Genomic DNA, 17,460 nt, shown 5'->3' with positions numbered 1-17,460 from the left:
TTCAGCGACACGCAGCGTATAGAGGTCTGAACCACTTTCGCAAGAGGCCGAACGGCTTCGGCTGACCTACGCTCGGTGGCGTGACAGCTGAGGTGCACCACGAGCCGCATGAGGACACTGGCGCGCGGCTGAACTGGCTGCGAGCCGGTGTGCTCGGCGCCAACGACGGTGTCGTGTCGACCGCGAGCCTCGTGCTCGGCGTCGCGGGCGCGACGACGTCCGTGCCGCAGATCCTCACCGCCGGATTCGCCGGAATGTTCGCGGGCGCGATGTCGATGGCAGCCGGTGAGTACGTGTCGGTCTCCAGTCAGCGGGATGCCGAAAAGGCACTACTCGACCAGGAACGCAGGGAACTGGCCGAGACACCGGCGTCCGAACTGCGCGAGCTGGCCGAGATCTACGAACGGAAAGGCCTCTCGCCGGACCTGGCCCGCGAGGTCGCCGAGCAGCTGACGGCCAAGGACGCGCTCGCCGCGCACGCCGAGGCCGAGCTGAAGATCGACCCGGAGGACCTGACCAGCCCGTGGCAGGCGGCTTTCGCCAGTTTCGTGGCCTTCACGGTGGGTTCCCTGCTGCCGCTGCTCGCGTTCCTCGTTCCCGCAGGTGACTTCCGCGTGTCCCTGACCGTCCTGGTGGCCGTGCTCGCGCTGGCACTGACCGGCTCGGGCAGCGCCCGGCTCGGCGGCGCGCCCCGGCTGCCCGCGATCGCCCGCAACGTCGCGGGCGGCATCATCGCGATGGCCGCCACGTACGGCATCGGCCACCTGGTCGGCGCGGCCATCTGACGGCCATCCGGCACAGTCGCGATCCGGCACCGGCCGCGCGTTCATTCGATCGGGGGCGCCTCGTGCCACGCCCTGAGCAATGGGGCGATATCGGCGTCGAACTGGGCGCTCGCGCTGTTGATCCGGCCGGTGAGTTCGTTGAGCGCGCTGACGGTGCGTTCCTTGATGCCTGAGTGGGTGAGCATGTAGGACTCGGCGAGGTCGCGCCACAACGGCCCTTTCACCTCGCCCTGACTGTCCTTCTTGCCTGCTTCGCTCAGCGGTTTCAAGATCTCCGTGAACGTGGCGGACCACGCGCTGGAGACCATTTCCTTCTGCAGGATCGGCAGAGTCGCGCCCCGCGTCACGAGCACGGTGGCAGCGGTCACGATGACCGACGCCATGATACCGAAGACATTGACCGAGATCTCGTTGTTCTTCGCGTGGTACTTCTCCTCGCACGCCGCCACCCAGTCCGCCGCGAGTTGCTCGAAGTTGTCCCTGGCCGTCTTGATGATCAACGCGTACTTCGGAGCCGCTTCGATGAATCCGTCCGCGCCGTCCACGCCCGTGATGATCTTGTTCAGCAGGTTGGCAACCGTCCCGAGTTCCGCGACGAAGTTCCTCGCGCGATTGGCCGCGTCACCGCTCCACTCGTCTTCGCCCGGGAATTTTCCCTGCATCTCCGACACCCGCGCGTCGCCAAGCCACCAGACGTTCTTCGTGGCCACGGCTGCCAGCGCGAGGACACTTGACGGTCTCTCGACTTGCTGGGTGGCGACCGCTCCCATGCCGTCGAGGAACTGCAGGAGGTTGTACTGCGCGATCACCGACTCGTAGTCCCATTGAGCGTCGTCGGGCACCGGGTACGGCGACGGGTGAGCCGCGGGCGGGACGTTCGGCGCCGTCAGGCTCAACACGGGGCCGGGCACCTCTTCGCCGGTGCCGGCGAGTGTCCGGTCATACCCGTGTTCCTCGGGATGGCGCAACCATTCGACCCACGCGGCCAACTTGCCCGCGGTGTCGCTGAGCCGGGACCCGGAAGCCGCGTCCATGTGGGTACGGGCAAGGTCCTCGAAACTGTCCGCCCGCTGCGGGGTGTCACCGCGGTATGGCGGTGCCATCGACGTCTCCAGTCACAGTGGGAAATGCGTCGGCATGCGCGCGGAAACTCGACGCTCTGGAGGTCTCGGACTCCGCGTACAATTGGTGGGTCTTGTCCAGCGCGGACGTGATCTGCTCCAGTCGCGACAGAATCGCCAGATGAGCGTTGAGGATCTTCGAGTACAACGTGGCATACGCGTCGAGCGCCGCGAAGGCCGCCGCGTTGATCTCGGTCGAGCCCGCGTAGTTCGAAATTCCGAGCACGGTGCCGAAATCGGGATCCACTGCCCGCAGATCCGCGGAATTGAGCTGTTCGACGAGAGATTTGTAGTCCCCGGCGACCGCGGACACAACCGCGGCGAAGTCCGTGATCGAATTCAACCGGACCGTGAAGCCATGCGACATGAGCCCCCCTCTGCGGTTGTCCCCCTGGCCTGTGACCGCGGCATCAGCGTAGCGCCCCACAGCCGCTTCGGGGGCATTTCGGACAATCTCGCCCGCCATCGGGACACAACTCGATGATCAATTCCCGGCGTCCACAAGACGATCAAGTAATCGTCCCGGCGCCGCGGACCAGCACTGCACGCGACCCGTCAGAGCTGACCCAGGCGGGCGGCGAGACCGTCCAGCGTCAGCGCCACCTTGTCCTCCGGCCAGCCCCGGACATGGAACGTCTCCCGGCCGGGCATGCTGTCGTCGCCGTCGACCACATCGGACCACGAGTCCAGGTAGAGCTCGCGCTGGGGCCTGTCGCCGTGCGGGTGGAGCAGACGCGGCCGAGACCGCGCATGGTGATCTCGGTGGCGATCGCGGGGTCCGGGCCAGCATCGCGTCCAGCCGGGTCAGCCCGGCGGCGGCAGGCCTGTATCGAGTCAGAAGTCGGGAACAACCCGGGCCGCGGCGGCGTTGTGGTAGTTCTTCCCTGCCCTTGCAGGCACGGATCCCATTGGTGGTGTCAATCCGAGATGAAGACACGAGCGACCGCTGTCGGCGTCGTCGGCGGTGTGTTGGTCGTCGAGGCCGTTGTGGCGCTGCTCAACCCGTTGCGGTGGACCTGGGTCGGCGACCGGCCGTGGCTCTGGCTGTTCGTGGCGGCTGCCGGATTCGCCGCGGTCGGCGTCAGCTTCCTGCTGCTGATGCTGGCACGGCCGGGCCCGCTTCGTGTGCCGCCCGCGCTGGCCGTGGTCTGCCTGCTGCTGGTGGCACTGGCCGTCGGCGGTCTCGGCTTGTTCGGACTGGCGCTGCACGACCGTGACGTGCGGGTCGTGGCGAGGTCCGGCGACGGCAGGTTCGAGATCATCGTGCACGACACCAGCAACGTCATCGACCCCGTGGACGGGCTCTACGTGCAGACCACCGGCGGGCCGTTCAGCAAACGCGCCTACCTCGGCTGCTTCAACTCCGAGTCCGGCCATTCGTTCGGCTCGGCGCGGTTCGCCGAGACCGGCACCGTGATCCTCAATGGCACCAAGCAATGGACGGTCCGGTTCGACGCGACGGACGTCCGCACTGTGGACACCGTCGAGGAAGGCGCGTGCACCCGCCAGCTCTACACCGGCTGACTCGACGAGATCCTTCAAGCGCAAGCGCGTGGCCTTGGTCCTCACAACGCTGTTGCTTCTCCCGCTGGGAGGTTTGTGCCGTGGCCAGGCGTCGGCGACCACGTCGGCGCGGACCCGCTGGGCCTGGCCACGGTCGTCGCTGAAGTACTACGACCGTGCCGTGCACGTCAACGGCGGCGTGACCGCGACCCAGCGGTTCCACCGGCTGTTCATGGTCTCCGGCAAGAACCCCTGTTCCGGCGCCGGGCTCGGCGAGACAGCGGATCCGTTGCGACTGCTGGACGGCTGCGTCAAGCAAGGCATCGCACCGGACAGCGTCACAGTCCAGCCAGTACTCCGGTGGGTCACGCTCGATTCCGGTGTACACACCAGGCCGCGAGGCTAGCCGCCGAAGACCAGGTGCAGGCGGAACCGGTCGGGGTCGAGCAGGCTTTCCACGTGCTCGACGAACCGGCCGTTGAGGTCTCTGGTCACGCGGCGGGTGCGCAGGAACCGTTCGCCTTCCGGCCGCCTGAGCAGTTTCGCCTCGGCGGCGCCGAGCCGGGCGAGTTCGCACCACTCCTCGCCCGAATCGGGCACCAGGCCGACCGCCCGCAGCTCGTCGTACAGCGATTCGCCGAGGCCGCGCTCCGGTAACTCCCGCAGCGTGCCGATGGCCGGGACACGGCTGCGCTCGAAGGAGATCGGCTCACCGTCCACAACGGAACGAAGCCGGTCGACCGCGACCAGCTCGGCCGATTCGAGGCCGAGCAGGTCGGCCAGCTCGGCCTCCTCGACCAGTTCGACGCGCACGATCGTCGTGCGCACACCCTGGTCGGCCAGCGCCCGCGTCCAGCCGAGCCGGTCGTCGATCGCGCGGCCGTCGAAGGTCACGAACGAACCCTTGCCGGAGTGCGTGGCGATCAGGCCCTGGTTGCCCAGTTCGGTCAGCGCTTGCCGGACGGTGTTGCGGCTCACGCTGAACCGCGCGGCCAACGCGTTCTCCCCCGGCAGCTGGGCGCCGTGCGCCAGCCGGCCGGACTGGATCTCCTTGGCCAGTTGTTCGACGATCCGCTCGTGTTTGAGCTTGCCGACCCGTTCGTTCACGTCCGCTCCTGTGCCATGACCCGGCCGCGACCGGCCGTGAACGTCACCAGAAATCCGATGACCAGCGCGACGAGCACGCCGAGGTTCGCCCCCGACCAGCCTTCGGCCAGGCCGAGCGGGGACAGCAGATAACCCTGCCAGCCGAGCCAGTCCGCGTTGGCGTTGGTGACCAGGCCCCAGCCGATCGCGGTGCCCGCGAGCACGGTGGCGATCGGCAGGACCCGGACGTCCCCGTAACGCCCGGACGGCGTGTAGAGATCGTTCTCCGCGTAGTCGCTTCGGCGCAGCGCGATATCGGCCAGCATTACGCCGCACCATACCGCGATGGGCACGCCGAGCGTGATGAGGAATCCCTGAAACTGCCCGAAGAAGGTACCGGCGAAGAACACGACGTACACCGTGCCCGCGACCACGACGACGCCGTCCACGAAAGACGCCGCGTAGCGCGGGATCCGCACACCGAGCGCGAGCAGTGTCAACCCGGACGAGTAGATGTTGAGCACCGCGCCGCCGACGAGGCCGAGCACGGCGACCAACGCGAACGGCACCAGGTACCAGGTCGGCAGGATCGCGGCGAGGGCCCCGATCGGGTCGGCGGCGATCGCCGCGTTCAGCTCGGGCGAGGAACCGGCCAGCAGCAAACCGAACAACAGCAGCACGATCGGCGCCAGCGACGACGAGAACGCCGTCCAGCCGACCACCGCGCGACCGGACGTGCCGCGCGGCAGGTACCTCGAGTAGTCCGCGGCCGCGTTGACCCAGCCGAGGCCGAACCCGGTCATCACGAAGACAAGCGCGCCGATCACGTTCTGCACCGGCCCCGGCGGCAACGCGGACACCGCGGCGAAGTCGACGCGGTGCGCGACGAACACGATGTACCCGATCGTCAGGGCACCGGTGATGATCGTGATCCACGTCTGCATCCGCATGATCAGGTCGAACCCGAGCACACCACCGGCGACGGCCAGCGCGGTCACCACGACCAGCGCGATGATCTTCGTCGTGGTCCCGCCGCCCCACCCGAGCCGTTCGAACACCGTGGCGGTGGCGAACGTCGCGAGGATCGTCAGCACGGTCTCCCAGCCGACCGTGAGCATCCACGAGATCAGCGACGGCAACCTGTTGCCGCGCACGCCGAACGCCGCGCGGGACAGCACCATCGTCGGCGCGGAGCCGCGTTTGCCCGCCACCGCCACGAGCCCGCAGAGCAGGAAGGACACCGCGATGCCGATGCTCCCGACGATCACCGCCTGCCAGAAGGAGATGCCGAAGGCGAGCACGAACGAGCCGTAGCTCAGGCCGAACACCGACACGTTGGCCGCGAACCACGGCCAGAACAGCTGGCGCGGCGAGCCCTTGCGCTCGGCGCCGGTGATCACGTTGATCCCGTTGGCCTCGACCTGGAACGGCTTCCTGTCCTGCGCCACGGCGGCTCCCGATCCGGTGTGGACCTGTTCAGTCCCGAGGACGGTAGGCCCGCGGTGATCACGGCGTCAAGCCGTCCCGCACCACCTGGAACGCCTTGGCGATGTCGCCGCGGTAGCGCCGCATCGCCTGCAGGCCGACCATCAACGTCTTCACGTCGGCGACGTCCACATCGGACCGCACGGTGCCCGCCCGCTGTCCCTGCGCGATCAGCTCGGCGATCACGCCGAGGAAGTCGCGCTCCGCGTCGGGCAGCACGGTCTCGATGTCGATCCCGACCCCGGCGATCGCGTCGACCAGCCCCTGGTCGACGGCGGCCTCGTCGACCATCCGCAGCAGGAACCGGTACACCGCCTCGCCCGGGTCCTGCTCGACCAGCTCACGCGCGCTGTCGGTCAGCTGCCGGACCCGGTCCTGCACGATCGCCTGGAACAGCAGGTCCTTGGTGGGGAAATGCCGGTAGACGGTGCCCGCGCCGACGCCCGCCCGCCGGGCGATCTCGTCGATCGGCACCCCGAGGCCTTCCGCCGCGAAGGTCTCGTACGCCACTCGCAGGACTTTGGCCCGGTTGCGCACCGCGTCGGCGCGCAGCGGCCGTTCGGCCATCAGTGACCTGCCTCTCTCCAGCAACAAACGGGGCGCGCGTTCCGTATAGTCGAAAACGGAACGCACGCCCCGATTCTATCCCAGGAGCGATCATGGCCAAGCACAAGTGGACGGCTGCCGACGTCCCGGCCCAGAACGGCCGGACCGCGGTCGTCACCGGCGCGAACACCGGAATCGGTTTCGAGGCGGCGAAAGTCCTCGCCGCCCGCGGCGCCGCGGTCGTACTGGCCGTCCGCGACACCGCGAAGGGCAAGGCGGCGGCCGAGAAGATCACATCGGCCAGCCCCGGCGCCGACGTGCGCGTCCAGCGACTGGACCTGTCCTCGCTCGACTCGATCCGCACCGCCGCCGACCAGCTGCGAGCCGACCACAACCGGATCGACCTGCTGATCAACAACGCCGGCGTGATGTACACGCCGAAGCAGACCACGGCGGACGGTTTCGAGCTGCAGTTCGGCACGAACCACCTCGGCCACTTCGCGTTCTCCGGCCTGCTGCTGGACATGCTGCTGCCGGTGCCGGACTCGCGCGTGGTGACGGTCAGCAGTGTCGGCCACCGGATCAGGGCAGCCATCCACTTCGACGACCTGAACTGGGAGCGGTCCTACAGCCGGGTCGGCGCGTACGGGCAGTCCAAGCTGGCCAACCTGCTGTTCACGTACGAACTGCAACGCAGGTTGTCCGGGCGCGGCAAGACGAACGCGCTGGCGGCGCACCCCGGCGCGTCGAACACGGAACTGATGCGCAACATGCCGTCCGTGCCCAGGGTGGCCGCCAACCTTGTCGTGCCACTGTTCGCCCAGCCCGCCACCGAAGGCGCGCTGCCGACGCTGCGAGCGGCGACCGACCCGGTCGCGCTGGGTGGCCAGTACTACGGTCCGTCCGGATTCGCCGAGGGCCGGGGCGCACCGGTGCTGGTCAGGTCCAGCGCACAGTCCCACGACGCGGAGCTCCAGCGTCGCCTGTGGACGGTCTCGGAGGAGCTGACCGGGGTCAAGTTCCCCGTCTGAGACCGTCGATCATGACGGCCAGGATCCGGTCGGTCACCGGGTCGCGCTCGTAGCGGACCACCATGCTCATCATCGTGGCGATCTCGGTGAGGCCGACGTCCGCTCGCAGGTCGCCCTCGCGCTGAGCCCGCCGGATCACGGCTTCGAACTCGTCCAGCCAGCGCTGCCGGATCTCGCGCAGGCCCGCGTCCACCTTCACCGCCTCGGCCATTCCCGTGCAGATCGGGTCGTGCAGCAGGCCGAAGCGGAAATCCGCCCATTCACGCAGGAACCGGTGCAGTACCGCCCATCCTGTCCCCTCCTCGGCGTTCGCCGCCTCGACGAACTCGACCAGGCGGTGGAACATCTCCGTCGACACCGCGTTGACCAGCGCGTCCCGGTCGGGGAACCGCCGGTAGAGCGTGCCGACGCCGACCCCGGCCGCGCGTGCGATCTCCTCCATCGGGGTATCCACGCCGTTGGCGGCGAACAGCGTGCGTGCGGCCGCGACGATCTGGTCGCGGTTGCGCTGCGCGTCCGCCCGCATGGCCACCTTCCCAGTAAGTGGACGACCTTCTTCCGGTTAGTGTACCGTCCGGACTAACCGGAAGCTTTTCATCCACTTATGGGGGCGCAATGCGCATCGGGATCTTCGTCGAGGAGATGGGCAAGACCGTCGACGACTACTTCCAGCAGGTCACGGCCGCGCACGAGGCCGGGATCCGGACCGTGTGGCTCGGCGAACGGCTGTCATGGGACCCGCTCACCCTGCTGGCCATGACCAGCCGCGAGTTCCCGGATCTCACGGTGGGCTCGGCAATCGTCAGGACGTACGCGCGCCACCCACTCGCCCTCGCGGCGCAGGCGCTGACAGCAGGGCCCCGGCTAGTGCTGGGCATCGGGCCGAGCCACCAACCGCTCGTCGAAGGCCAGTACGGCTACTCGTACGACAAGCCCGTCCGGCACGTCCGCGAGTACCTGACCGCGCTGATCCCGTTGCTGCGCGGCGAAAGCGTCGACTACCAGGGCGAGACGCTGCGAGCGGGCGGCACGATCGTCGCGCCGGGCAGCCAGCCACCGCCGGTCCTGCTGTCCGCGCTCGGCCCGAAGATGCTCCAGCTCGCCGCCGAACTGACCGACGGCACGATCACGGTGTGGGCGGGCCCGAGGACGATCAGCGACTACTTCGTTCCCACGCTGGCGAAAGCAGGCCCCGGCAACAAGGTCGTCACCTCGGTCACCGTGTCGGTGACCAGCGACCCGGAGTCCGCACGGGAGAAGCTCAACCAGGCCTACGCACCGGCGCGTGACATGCCCAGCTACCGCAAGGTGCTCGACCGCGAAGGCGTCGACGGCATCGGCGACACCCTGGTGGCCGGCGACGAAACCGCGGTGGCCGCGCAGCTCGGGCGATACCGGGACGCCGGTGCGACCGAACTGATCGCCATCCCCGTCGGCACCGCCGAGGAGCAGCGCCGGACGGTCACGCTGTTGGGACAGGGCCTGCTCTGAGGTTGGTCAGTCCTTTCAGGACACGTTCGAGCAGCTCCATGTCCGGGCTGGTCGACGAGCTCTCGTGGACGATGATCAGGGCGAGCACCGCCATGTCGCCGAGCAGCACCTTCACCACGCCGAGCGGCAGCCGCAGCAGCGCGCCGATCTCGGCGACCGACTTGGAGTTCCTGCACAGCTCGGCGATCTCCTGGTGCTCGTCCTTGAGCTCCCCCATCATCTCGAGCGCACGGGCGCTGGTGGTGACCAGCGTCTCGATCTCCAATCGGTGGGCCGACCGCGTCCGGCCGCCGGTCCACGCGTACGCGCGGACACTCGACGCCTGCTCGACGGGGAACCCGGGGTCCGCGTCCAGACCAGTGCCCGCCGGTCTCGGCAGCGCCGAGCCGGCCGCCGACGCGGCCCCGCGGCCACCCGAACGGAGGTTCAGGCCGAACCCGTTGAGCACATCCGCGAATCCTCGATCCTCACCTGCGCCCACCGATCACCTCGCTCACCGCCGCACTGCCCCGCTCAGCTCGGCTCGCAGTTCCGGAGTCAGCATCTGACCGACCTGGTCGACCAGAACGGTCATCTCGTACGCGATCTGCGCGATGTCGCTGTCGCGGCGAGCAAGCACAGCGAGGCACGATCCGTCCCTGATGGACGTCAGCAACAGCACGCCGTAGTCCATCTCCACGACCGTGCGGTGCACCGTGTCCGCACCGAGACACTTCGCCGCGCCCATGTTCAGGCTGACGATGCCCGCGGCGATCGCCGCCATCTGGTCGGCCCGGTCTTCCGGCAACCGGTTCGACGCGGTCAGCAGCAAGCCGTCGACCGAGATCACCACCGAGTGCGCCACCCCGGGCACCCGGTCTGTGAAGTTGTCGACCAGCCATCCGAACCTGCTGACCTGGCGGCCTTTCGTCGGCGTCTCGGTCATGCGTCCCCTTCCCCCTCGTCGGTCTTGCTCTGGCGGACACCCGCCTGGAAGCTGCTCAGGAATCCCCTGGCGCGGTCGGCGTTGCGCGGGCCGCTCTTGCGCTGCCCACCACCGTTGCCAGTGCCGTTGCCACCGCCGTTCCCGCTGCCCGCGCCGTTTGCCTGCTCGGGAGCCATCGGGGTGACGAACAGCTGCGCCTTGGGCACCCTCTTGGGCAGCGCCCCATCTTCCTGCGGTGGCGCCGGCGCGGCGGCTGCCTGCCTCGCCCGCGGCACCGACGGCGGCACGGGCAGGCGGACAGTCGCCCCTGTCCCCGACCCACCCGGCCCACCGAGCCAGGCGAACTCGTCGTCAGGACGCGGCGGCTGCGCGGATGCCTGTGCGGACGTCTGCGTCGGCGCCTGAGCCACTGGCTGTCCTATCGCCCGGGCCACGGGCTGAGTTACCGGCGCCGCGTGCCGGGGCTCGGACGCGACCGGCACGGCGACCGGCTTGTGCGAACGGAACAAGATCGACGCCGGGGAACTGGCCAGTGGCAGCTCCGGCAGCCGCACCGCGATCCCCACCGAGCTCAGCTTGCCCGTCAGGCCCACGTCGCCGGGCGGGCGCTCCTCCCGCGGCGTCACCGGGACGTCGGCCACGACCGGCGTGTCGGCCGCTGCGGGCGCGACACCGGTGATCAGCTCCGGCGGCACGGTGACGGACGCGATGAGACCGTCCGCGCCGTTGGCCTTGCGGGCCAGCACGACACCGATCCGGTGCCTGCCCGCCAGGCTGCCGACCACGAAAAGTCCCATCTGACGGGACATCGGGGCATCCACGCCGCCACCGGCCGCCACGCGGGCGTTGGCGTCGGCCAGTTCCGCGTCGCCCATGCCGATGCCCTCGTCGACGATCTCGATCAGCACCGACTTGTCCTGCCGGACCGCGGTCCGGATCACCACCTGGGAGTCCGGCGGCGAGAACGCGGTGGCGTTCTCCACCAGCTCGGCCACCGAGCGGACCAGGTCACCGGCGGCGTAACCGAGCACTTCCACGCGGGGTACCGAACGGACCGTCGCCCGCTCGTAGTGCTCCACTTCGGACACAGCGGCCCGCAGCACGTCGGCGAGCGGCACGTGCTCGGTGAACCGGCGGCCCAGGTCCGCGCCGGAGAGCACCACGAGGTTCTCGTTGTTGCGCCGCATCCGGGTGGCCAGGTGGTCCAGTTTGAAGAGGTTGGCCAGCTGGTCGGGATCGTTCTCCTTCTGCTCCAGCTGTTCCATCAGCCGCAGCTGGCGCTCGACGAGCCCCTGGCTGCGCCGCGAGAGGTTGACGAAGATGTTGCGCAGGTTGCCACGCAGCTCGGCCTCTTCCTCCGCCGAGCGCACCGCCTGGTTCTGCACGGTGTCGAAGGCGCGGGCCAACTGGCCGAATTCCTCGGTCGTGCGGACCGGCATCGGGTCGATCTTCGCCGACCGGCCCGCGCGGATGTCGGCCACCGCGGCGGGCAGCTGGCTGGACGCGACGTCCAGCGCGGCCCGGCGCAGCGAACTCAGCGAGCGCAACAGGTATCGGCCGACGACACCGCCGATGCCGGTGGCGAGCAACACCATCGCCAGCAGCAGCACCGACTGGGCGCCGGCGCGGTTGCTCGTCTCGTCCTGCAGACGTGCCGCGCCCGCCCGCAGATCGGCCGCGGCCTGCCTGGCCACGGTGGTCATCAGGGAGGTGGTCTGGTTGGACGTGCCCGACCACTCCGGTGCCTTGAACGGCATCGACGGGCGCGTGGCCGGCTTGCGCTGCGTCTGCGGGACCTCGGCACGAGCTTGCCGCACGTACTCCTGGCGCTGCGCGACCTCCGAGCCGCCGACCGTGTCGAGGTAGCGCTGCCACAGCTCCGGCGGCGCGACCGACCGCATGTCGGCGACCACGTCGGAGAGCCGGACGTCGGCCTCGATCAGCCGCTCGCGTTCCGGACTGGTCATCTCACCGCGCCGGATCCCCACCAGCACCAGCGAATGCTGGAACGAGACCTGCTCACGGGCCACCTGCAGGTCGAAGAGCGCCGACGACGCGCCGGTGAGCTCCTCGTCGGGGAACTTGCTCATCAGCGAACGGTCGAAGTCCACCATCGCCTGGATGACCGCGGCGTACCCGGCGAGCAGGACCTGCGTGTCCGCCCCGGTGATCACCTGCTGGCGCAACTCGGGCAGCGTGCCGAGTTCCTTCTTGAGCTTGTCGTACCCCGAGGAGGCGGCCGGGCCGAGGTCCGGTGTGTTGTCCGCCATCCAGTGCACGGTGTCGATCAGCGTGTCCGTCTGCGTCCACTGCGCGCGGCGGTACGCGTCACCCTGCGGCTCCATGGCCAGGTTGCGTTCCGTCTGCAGCAGGCCGATCGTGGGCACGAGTTCTTCGCGCAGGTGGGCGAGCCGCTCGACTTCGGCGTACGAGTCGGCCAGGTCGAGGTCCGACCGCACCCGCAAGGTGCCGAGCGTCATCGCGCCAATGACCGGCACCACCAGGACGGCGCCGATCTTGACGAGCACAGGCCAGTTCCGCCACTGCATGGCGGCCGTGGACCAAGAGCGCCGTGCGGTCACGTGAACCTCAAATACAAATACGACATCGCGGATAACCTAGGTAACTGTCGCCCATTTGTTCAAGTATCAATTAAGCCACGACCCCGATACTGTCGGTCAATAGCGCGGTATTCGGCGTGACAAACGTGGTGTTGGAACTTTTCAAACCACAGCCGCATCTGGTTGAACGCCATCCGGAACAGTGCTTGACGTCGCGCGGACTACGGCCTAGCTTGGCTTCGACCCATGGCCCGCTGTCCGGTACGACACGCCAGGCCGACGAACCCCGCGGAGGACAATCCCCGATGAAAACGATGACGTCCTTTTCGCGGGACCACGATTTCGTCGAAGAGGACGACGGCGAGCCGGATTTCTCCGCGATTGCCGGGAGTGCCGAATTCGTCCAGTTGCGCCGCCGGATACTGCGGTTCGTCCTCCCGGTCACCGCATTGTTCCTGACCTGGTACCTCGTTTACGTCCTGCTCGCCGCATACGCGCCGGAGTTCATGAGCCTGCGCGTCAGCGACAACATCACCGTGGGCCTGCTGCTGGGGTTGTCCCAGTTCGTGACCACTGTGGCGATCATGATCGCCTACATGGTATTCGCGAAGCGCCGGGTCGACCCGGCCGTGGCGCAATTGCGTGAGCGCGCGGGCAAGGGCTCGAGATGAGCATTAATCTCGCCGCCGCGGCGGGCAATCCAGGGCTCAATGTCAGCATCTTCGTCGGCGTGGTGGCGATCACGCTGTTCATCGTCTATCGCGTGAGCAGCAGGAATACCACGACCGCCGACTACTACGCCGCGGGCGGCGCGTTCAGCGGCATGCAGAACGGCATCGCGCTGTCCGGCGACTACCTGTCCGCCGCTTCCTTCCTCGGCATCGCGGGCGCGATCGCGATCTACGGCTACGACGGGTTCCTGTTCTCCATCGGCTTCCTCGTCGCCTGGCTGGTGCCGTTGCTCCTTGTGGCGGAACGGTTCCGCAACACCGGCCGGTTCACCATGGGCGACGTGGTCAGCTTCCGGATGCGCCAGCGCCCGGTGCGGGCCGCCGCGGCCAACGCCACACTGGTGATCTCGTTCTTCTACATGCTCGCCCAGATGGCCGGTGCCGGTGGTCTGGTCGCGCTGCTGCTCGACGTGCACACCAAAGGCGGCCAGGCGCTGGTGATCTGCGTCGTCGGCGCGATCATGGTGCTGTACGTGCTCGTCGGCGGCATGAAGGGCACCACGTGGGTGCAGATCGTCAAAGCGGTCCTGCTGCTGGTCTGCGTGAGCCTGATGAGCGTGTTCCTGTTGGGCAAGTTCGGCTTCGACCTCGGCTCACTGCTCGGGCGCGCGGCGGACAAGAACGCACTGAGCAACCTGGTGCTCGAACCCGGCGCCCGCTACGGCAAGACCGAGACGACGAAGCTGGACTTCGTCTCACTGTCGCTGGCGCTGGTGCTCGGCGCGGCGGCGCTGCCCCACGTGCTGATGCGGTTCTACACCGTGCCCAACGCCTACCAGGCACGCCGGTCCGTGGTCTGGGCCATTTGGGCGATGGTCTTCTTCTACCTGAGCACCCTGGTGATCGGTTACGGCGCGAGCGCGCTCGTCGGCTCCGACGCGATCGTGAACGCACCCGGCGGCGAGAACTCCGCCGTGCCGCTGCTCGCGTTCCACATCGGCGGGACGGTCCTACTCGGACTCGTCTCGGCCATCGCGTTCACCACGATCCTCGCCGTGGTCGCCGGGCTCACCCTGACCGCGTCCGCCTCGTTCGCGCACGACGTCTACGCCAACGTGCTCAAACGCGGCAACCCCGAGCCCGGCTCGGAGATCAAGGTGGCCAGGCTGACCGCGATCGTGATCGGCTGCCTCGCCGTCGGCGGCGGCATCCTCGCCACCGGACAGAACGTGGCTTTCCTCGTGGCGCTGGCGTTCGCGCTGGCCGCGTCGGCCAACCTGCCCGCGATCATCTACACGCTGTTCTGGCGCAGGTTCAACACCACCGGGACGCTGTGGTCGATCTACGGCGGCCTGGCCAGCTGCCTGGTGCTGATCCTGTTCTCCCCGGTCGTGTCCGGCGCGCCGACGTCGATCATCCCCGGCATCGACTTCGCGCTGTTCCCGTTGTCCAACCCAGGACTCGTGTCCATCCCGCTGTCGTTCGCGCTCGGCATCGCGGGCACCTTCGTCGGCGAACGCAAGGGCACCGGGAAAGACGACCCCGACCGCGACGACGAGATGGAAGTCCGGTCGGTGACCGGACTCGGGTCAGACTGACACCTCGGCCCTCAGACGGGACAGCAGCACGTGAAGTGGGCCGATGAGTCCCTGCCGACTTCCCACCGCGGTGGCGAGCCAATCGTTGTGCGGGTCGACGCCAACGACGACGTCGTGGCACTAGGTGAACCGGATTCCCTTCCTAGCAACAAGAAAGCGCGGAGTGCAGACTGATGTCTTGCCACTCCGCGCAGCGGGATCGCGGCGGGCGCACCAGCAGCACCAGAAGATTGACCTCCGCGACGATGTGAGCAATTCAACAGCCCGAGTGCGCGCCCTGGCGGCATGGCGCTACAAGCCACAACCGCAGCACCGGGCCGGTGATACAGGATCTTGGGTCGGACCGGCAAGCTGGAGCCGCCGTGTTCACGGTACCGACCGACCTATTTAGAGGCGCCACATCGAGTCCGAAGAAGACACCTGGGCCGCGTGGCGGGTTATTGCGCGTCCAACGACCTGCTGGCGTTCCAGCTAGAGCTGGGCGCCAGTGCGACCGGGGGCAAGTCGTGCGAGACGCTCAACCCGCTCGGCCCGTGCCTGGTCATGCCTGGACGAGGTGGCCGACTCGGAGGCTCTGGGCATGCGGCTGGCAAGCTGAGCCCGCCCATGTATACGGCAGCGATTGACCCATTTCCAGGTGCTCTGCCAAGAGACACCCATCACCGCGGCGAGATCCAGCGTGATACGAGGGGCGGAATGCTTGCCGTGGCGGCATAGCGCTACGAACCGCACGACCGCAGCGGCGGAGGTGGCGGGTGGGCTGGTGACGCGAAACGCTAGACCGGACTGGCAACCCGGGACGCGAAACGCTGGACCAGACGGACAAACCGGTGGCGCGGAACCCCGACCCTCGCTGGCAAACCAGCGACGCGAAACCCTGCACCAGACAGACAAACCAGTCACGCGAAACGCTGGACCGGATTGGCAAACCGGCGGCGCGAGGCGCTGGACCTGGCTGGCAGGCGGTGAGGCAGAACGCCGCACCGCACCGGCCGAAAGCCGGTAAGGCGGGGCGCTGGGCCGGGCTGGCGGCAGTGGTTGGCTCATGTCGGCGCATTGTTGAGGGATGCCCAACTCCGCGGCGACGTAGGTGGTCGGGCGGTTTGGCGGTGGTCGGGCGGTGCTGGGCCAGACGGCGACGGCTCGTGGCTGGCGGCGGGGTGTTGCGGTGGGGCGCGGACGGGTCCTTCTGTTTGGCGGACGAGTTGGTGGTGCTTCTCGTCCTGCCGTTGAAAGACCCGTCGCCAACTTCAGGCCTCCCGCCGTCAACACCCCGAAGGCCCGTAACACCTAGGTTTTACTGGGCACTGCCTATTTGGCTGCCTTGCGCAGGCTGCCGGGCACCGTGCGCAGGATTGTGCCGTATCGGTTCCATGTGTTGATGTTCGCGATGGCTACTACGAGTGCGCCGAGTTCCTCCTCGGTGAAGTGTTTGCTGGCTTCTTGCCACGCTTCGTCGGACACGTGCCCTGTGCTCAGCCGGGTGCCTTCTTCGGCCAGGCGCAGGGCTGCTCGTTCCTGGTCGGTGAAGAACGGTGTCTCCTGCCAGGAGACCAGGCTGTAGAGCCGTTCGTCGGTCTCCCCTTCCGCCTTCATGTCGTGCGAGTGCATGTCCACGCAGAACGCGCAGCCGTTGATCTGGCTGACCCGGAGCTTGACCAGGTGCCGGATCCGTTCGGACAACGCGTTGCCCTTCTCCCACTGCTCGAGCGCGAACATGTGCTTGTACGCCTCGGCAGGGGCCGTCATCCGCGGTTCCACAGTTGTCTTGTCCTCTCGTTGTCGATCAGTGGGGGGTCCAGTAGTACGTGGACTCGCGTGAGCTTCTCTGGATTGGCCACGAGATCGATCGCGGTGACCCTGCGGTCGGCCGTCGTCAGTGCCAGCACGCTGTGCAGGCGCCCGTCGACGACACGCACCAGCCCGGCCCAGCCGTTGACCGTGACCGAGCGGTAGTCGACTGTGGCCAGGTTGCGGCCGATGCCGACGAGGAACCGCGCGACCTTGTCCGCGCCGAACACGGGGTTGCGCGCCGCCTTCACCTGCCCGCCGCCGTCGCTGTTGAGCACGACGTCCGGATCGAGCAGCCGCACCAGTCCGTCGAGGTCCCGGCCCACGCACGCCCGGGCGAACGCCTCCACGACCTGCTTCTGCTGACCGTGGTCCAGGTCGTACCGCGGTGTCCGGGCACGGACGTGCTTGCGTGCCCGCGCCGCCAGCTGCCGCACGGCCGCGGGCGTCCGGCCGACCGCCTCGGCGACCTCGGCGAACGGCATGCCGAACACCTCGTGCAGCACGAACACGGTCCGCTCGGCCGGTGACAGCGTCTCGAGCACCACGAGCAGGGCCATGTTCACCGACTCGGCCATGGTGACCCGGTCCTCCGGGCCGTCGACCAACGGCTCCGGCAGCCACGGCCCGACGTACTGCTCACGCCGGAAGCGGGCGGACCGGACGTAGTCCAGCGCCAGCCGCGAAGTCGTGACCACCAGCCAGCCGGTGACGTCGTCGATCGCGTCAGCGCCGGTGCCTGCCCGGCTCAGCCGCAGCCATGCGTCCTGCACGATGTCCTCGGCCGCGCCGAGATCGCCGGTGATGCCGTAGGCGATACCGAGCAGCCGGTCTTTCGCTTCGAGAAACTCACGCACAATGACAGG

18 protein-coding genes are annotated in these 17,460 nt (G+C 68.3%); 7 read left to right on the top strand and 11 right to left on the bottom strand.

The window, feature by feature from the left end; all coding sequences use genetic code 11:
• Positions 1–80: 80 nt before the first annotated feature.
• On the top strand, positions 81–785 hold the full coding sequence (locus AOZ06_RS21085; protein ID WP_054290983.1) for a VIT1/CCC1 transporter family protein: 705 nt from the start codon (positions 81–83) through the stop codon (positions 783–785).
• A gap of 41 nt (positions 786–826) precedes the next feature.
• On the opposite strand, the gene AOZ06_RS21080 is transcribed toward AOZ06_RS21085, so the two are convergent.
• Together AOZ06_RS21080 and AOZ06_RS21075 are read right to left on the bottom strand one after the other, a co-directional pair.
• Positions 827–1,888, bottom strand: coding sequence for a hypothetical protein (locus AOZ06_RS21080; protein ID WP_054290982.1), 1,062 nt, complete (start codon positions 1,886–1,888; stop codon positions 827–829).
• A complete protein-coding gene (locus AOZ06_RS21075) occupies positions 1,866–2,372 on the bottom strand; it encodes a hypothetical protein (protein ID WP_054290981.1) in 507 nt (168 codons plus the stop codon). The genes AOZ06_RS21080 and AOZ06_RS21075 overlap by 23 nt, the downstream gene beginning before the upstream one ends.
• Positions 2,373–2,833: 461 nt before the next feature.
• Here AOZ06_RS21075 and AOZ06_RS21070 point away from each other — a divergent pair, with 461 nt between their 5' ends.
• Positions 2,834–3,430 carry a hypothetical protein gene (locus AOZ06_RS21070; RefSeq protein WP_054290980.1) on the top strand — a complete coding sequence of 199 codons (597 nt, stop codon included), beginning with the start codon at positions 2,834–2,836 and terminating at the stop codon, positions 3,428–3,430.
• Positions 3,431–3,458: 28 nt separating this feature from the next.
• Positions 3,459–3,815 (top strand): tannase/feruloyl esterase family alpha/beta hydrolase, encoded by a 357-nt coding sequence (locus tag AOZ06_RS21065; RefSeq protein WP_054290979.1) that lies wholly within the window; start codon positions 3,459–3,461, stop codon positions 3,813–3,815.
• Here the strand turns inward: AOZ06_RS21065 and AOZ06_RS21060 are convergent.
• Genes AOZ06_RS21060 through AOZ06_RS21050 form a run of 3 tightly spaced genes read right to left on the bottom strand, consistent with a single transcriptional unit; the run spans position 3,812 to position 6,547 of the window.
• Entirely contained in the window at positions 3,812–4,516 is a 705-nt protein-coding gene (locus AOZ06_RS21060; protein ID WP_054290978.1) for a GntR family transcriptional regulator, read from the bottom strand. The genes AOZ06_RS21065 and AOZ06_RS21060 overlap by 4 nt on opposite strands.
• Positions 4,513–5,943 carry a purine-cytosine permease family protein gene (locus AOZ06_RS21055; RefSeq protein ID WP_054290977.1) on the bottom strand — a complete coding sequence of 477 codons (1,431 nt, stop codon included), beginning with the start codon at positions 5,941–5,943 and terminating at the stop codon, positions 4,513–4,515. The genes AOZ06_RS21060 and AOZ06_RS21055 overlap by 4 nt, the downstream gene beginning before the upstream one ends.
• A gap of 58 nt (positions 5,944–6,001) precedes the next feature.
• A complete protein-coding gene (locus AOZ06_RS21050; RefSeq protein ID WP_054290976.1) occupies positions 6,002–6,547 on the bottom strand; it encodes a TetR/AcrR family transcriptional regulator in 546 nt (181 codons plus the stop codon).
• 92 nt (positions 6,548–6,639) lie between these two features.
• Here AOZ06_RS21050 and AOZ06_RS21045 point away from each other — a divergent pair, with 92 nt between their 5' ends.
• Positions 6,640–7,557 carry an SDR family NAD(P)-dependent oxidoreductase gene (locus AOZ06_RS21045; protein ID WP_054290975.1) on the top strand — a complete coding sequence of 306 codons (918 nt, stop codon included), beginning with the start codon at positions 6,640–6,642 and terminating at the stop codon, positions 7,555–7,557.
• Here the strand turns inward: AOZ06_RS21045 and AOZ06_RS21040 are convergent.
• The gene (locus tag AOZ06_RS21040) at positions 7,541–8,083 is read right to left on the bottom strand and encodes a TetR/AcrR family transcriptional regulator (RefSeq protein ID WP_054290974.1); all 543 of its coding nucleotides are present in this window, start codon (positions 8,081–8,083) and stop codon (positions 7,541–7,543) included. The two genes, AOZ06_RS21045 and AOZ06_RS21040, sit on opposite strands and share 17 nt — an antisense overlap.
• An 89-nt stretch (positions 8,084–8,172) precedes the next feature.
• Between AOZ06_RS21040 and AOZ06_RS21035 the strand changes: the two genes are divergently transcribed.
• Entirely contained in the window at positions 8,173–9,048 is an 876-nt protein-coding gene (locus tag AOZ06_RS21035; RefSeq protein WP_054290973.1) for a TIGR03564 family F420-dependent LLM class oxidoreductase, read from the top strand.
• On the opposite strand, the gene AOZ06_RS21030 is transcribed toward AOZ06_RS21035, so the two are convergent.
• The 3 genes from AOZ06_RS21030 to AOZ06_RS21020 are packed head-to-tail and all read right to left on the bottom strand — an operon-like array spanning position 9,020 to position 12,501.
• The gene (locus AOZ06_RS21030; RefSeq protein ID WP_083471822.1) at positions 9,020–9,529 is read right to left on the bottom strand and encodes a DUF742 domain-containing protein; all 510 of its coding nucleotides are present in this window, start codon (positions 9,527–9,529) and stop codon (positions 9,020–9,022) included. The genes AOZ06_RS21035 and AOZ06_RS21030 overlap by 29 nt on opposite strands.
• 12 nt (positions 9,530–9,541) lie before the next feature.
• Entirely contained in the window at positions 9,542–9,973 is a 432-nt protein-coding gene (locus AOZ06_RS21025) for a roadblock/LC7 domain-containing protein (RefSeq protein ID WP_054290972.1), read from the bottom strand.
• Positions 9,970–12,501 carry a sensor histidine kinase gene (locus tag AOZ06_RS21020; protein WP_169798955.1) on the bottom strand — a complete coding sequence of 844 codons (2,532 nt, stop codon included), beginning with the start codon at positions 12,499–12,501 and terminating at the stop codon, positions 9,970–9,972. Before AOZ06_RS21020 ends, AOZ06_RS21025 begins: the two co-directional genes overlap by 4 nt.
• Positions 12,502–12,839: 338 nt before the next feature.
• On the opposite strand from AOZ06_RS21020, the gene AOZ06_RS21015 reads away from it, so the two are divergent.
• The gene (locus tag AOZ06_RS21015) at positions 12,840–13,205 is read left to right on the top strand and encodes a DUF485 domain-containing protein (protein WP_225954768.1); all 366 of its coding nucleotides are present in this window, start codon (positions 12,840–12,842) and stop codon (positions 13,203–13,205) included.
• A complete protein-coding gene (locus AOZ06_RS21010) occupies positions 13,202–14,803 on the top strand; it encodes a solute symporter family protein (protein ID WP_054290970.1) in 1,602 nt (533 codons plus the stop codon). Before AOZ06_RS21015 ends, AOZ06_RS21010 begins: the two co-directional genes overlap by 4 nt.
• A 1,311-nt stretch (positions 14,804–16,114) precedes the next feature.
• Here the strand turns inward: AOZ06_RS21010 and AOZ06_RS21005 are convergent.
• Both AOZ06_RS21005 and sigJ read right to left on the bottom strand, forming a co-directional pair.
• A complete protein-coding gene (locus AOZ06_RS21005) occupies positions 16,115–16,552 on the bottom strand; it encodes a carboxymuconolactone decarboxylase family protein (RefSeq protein ID WP_054296790.1) in 438 nt (145 codons plus the stop codon).
• Complete coding sequence (sigJ, locus tag AOZ06_RS21000; protein ID WP_218922029.1) at positions 16,549–17,451, bottom strand: RNA polymerase sigma factor SigJ; 903 nt, start codon at positions 17,449–17,451, stop codon at positions 16,549–16,551. Before sigJ ends, AOZ06_RS21005 begins: the two co-directional genes overlap by 4 nt.
• Positions 17,452–17,460 lie beyond the last annotated feature (9 nt).

Origin of the sequence: Kibdelosporangium phytohabitans (genome assembly GCF_001302585.1) — a bacterium.
GTDB lineage: Bacteria > Actinomycetota > Actinomycetes > Mycobacteriales > Pseudonocardiaceae > Kibdelosporangium > Kibdelosporangium phytohabitans.
The sequence above is the reverse complement of the archived record's forward strand: the minus strand, read 5'-3'. Positions and strand labels throughout refer to the sequence as shown.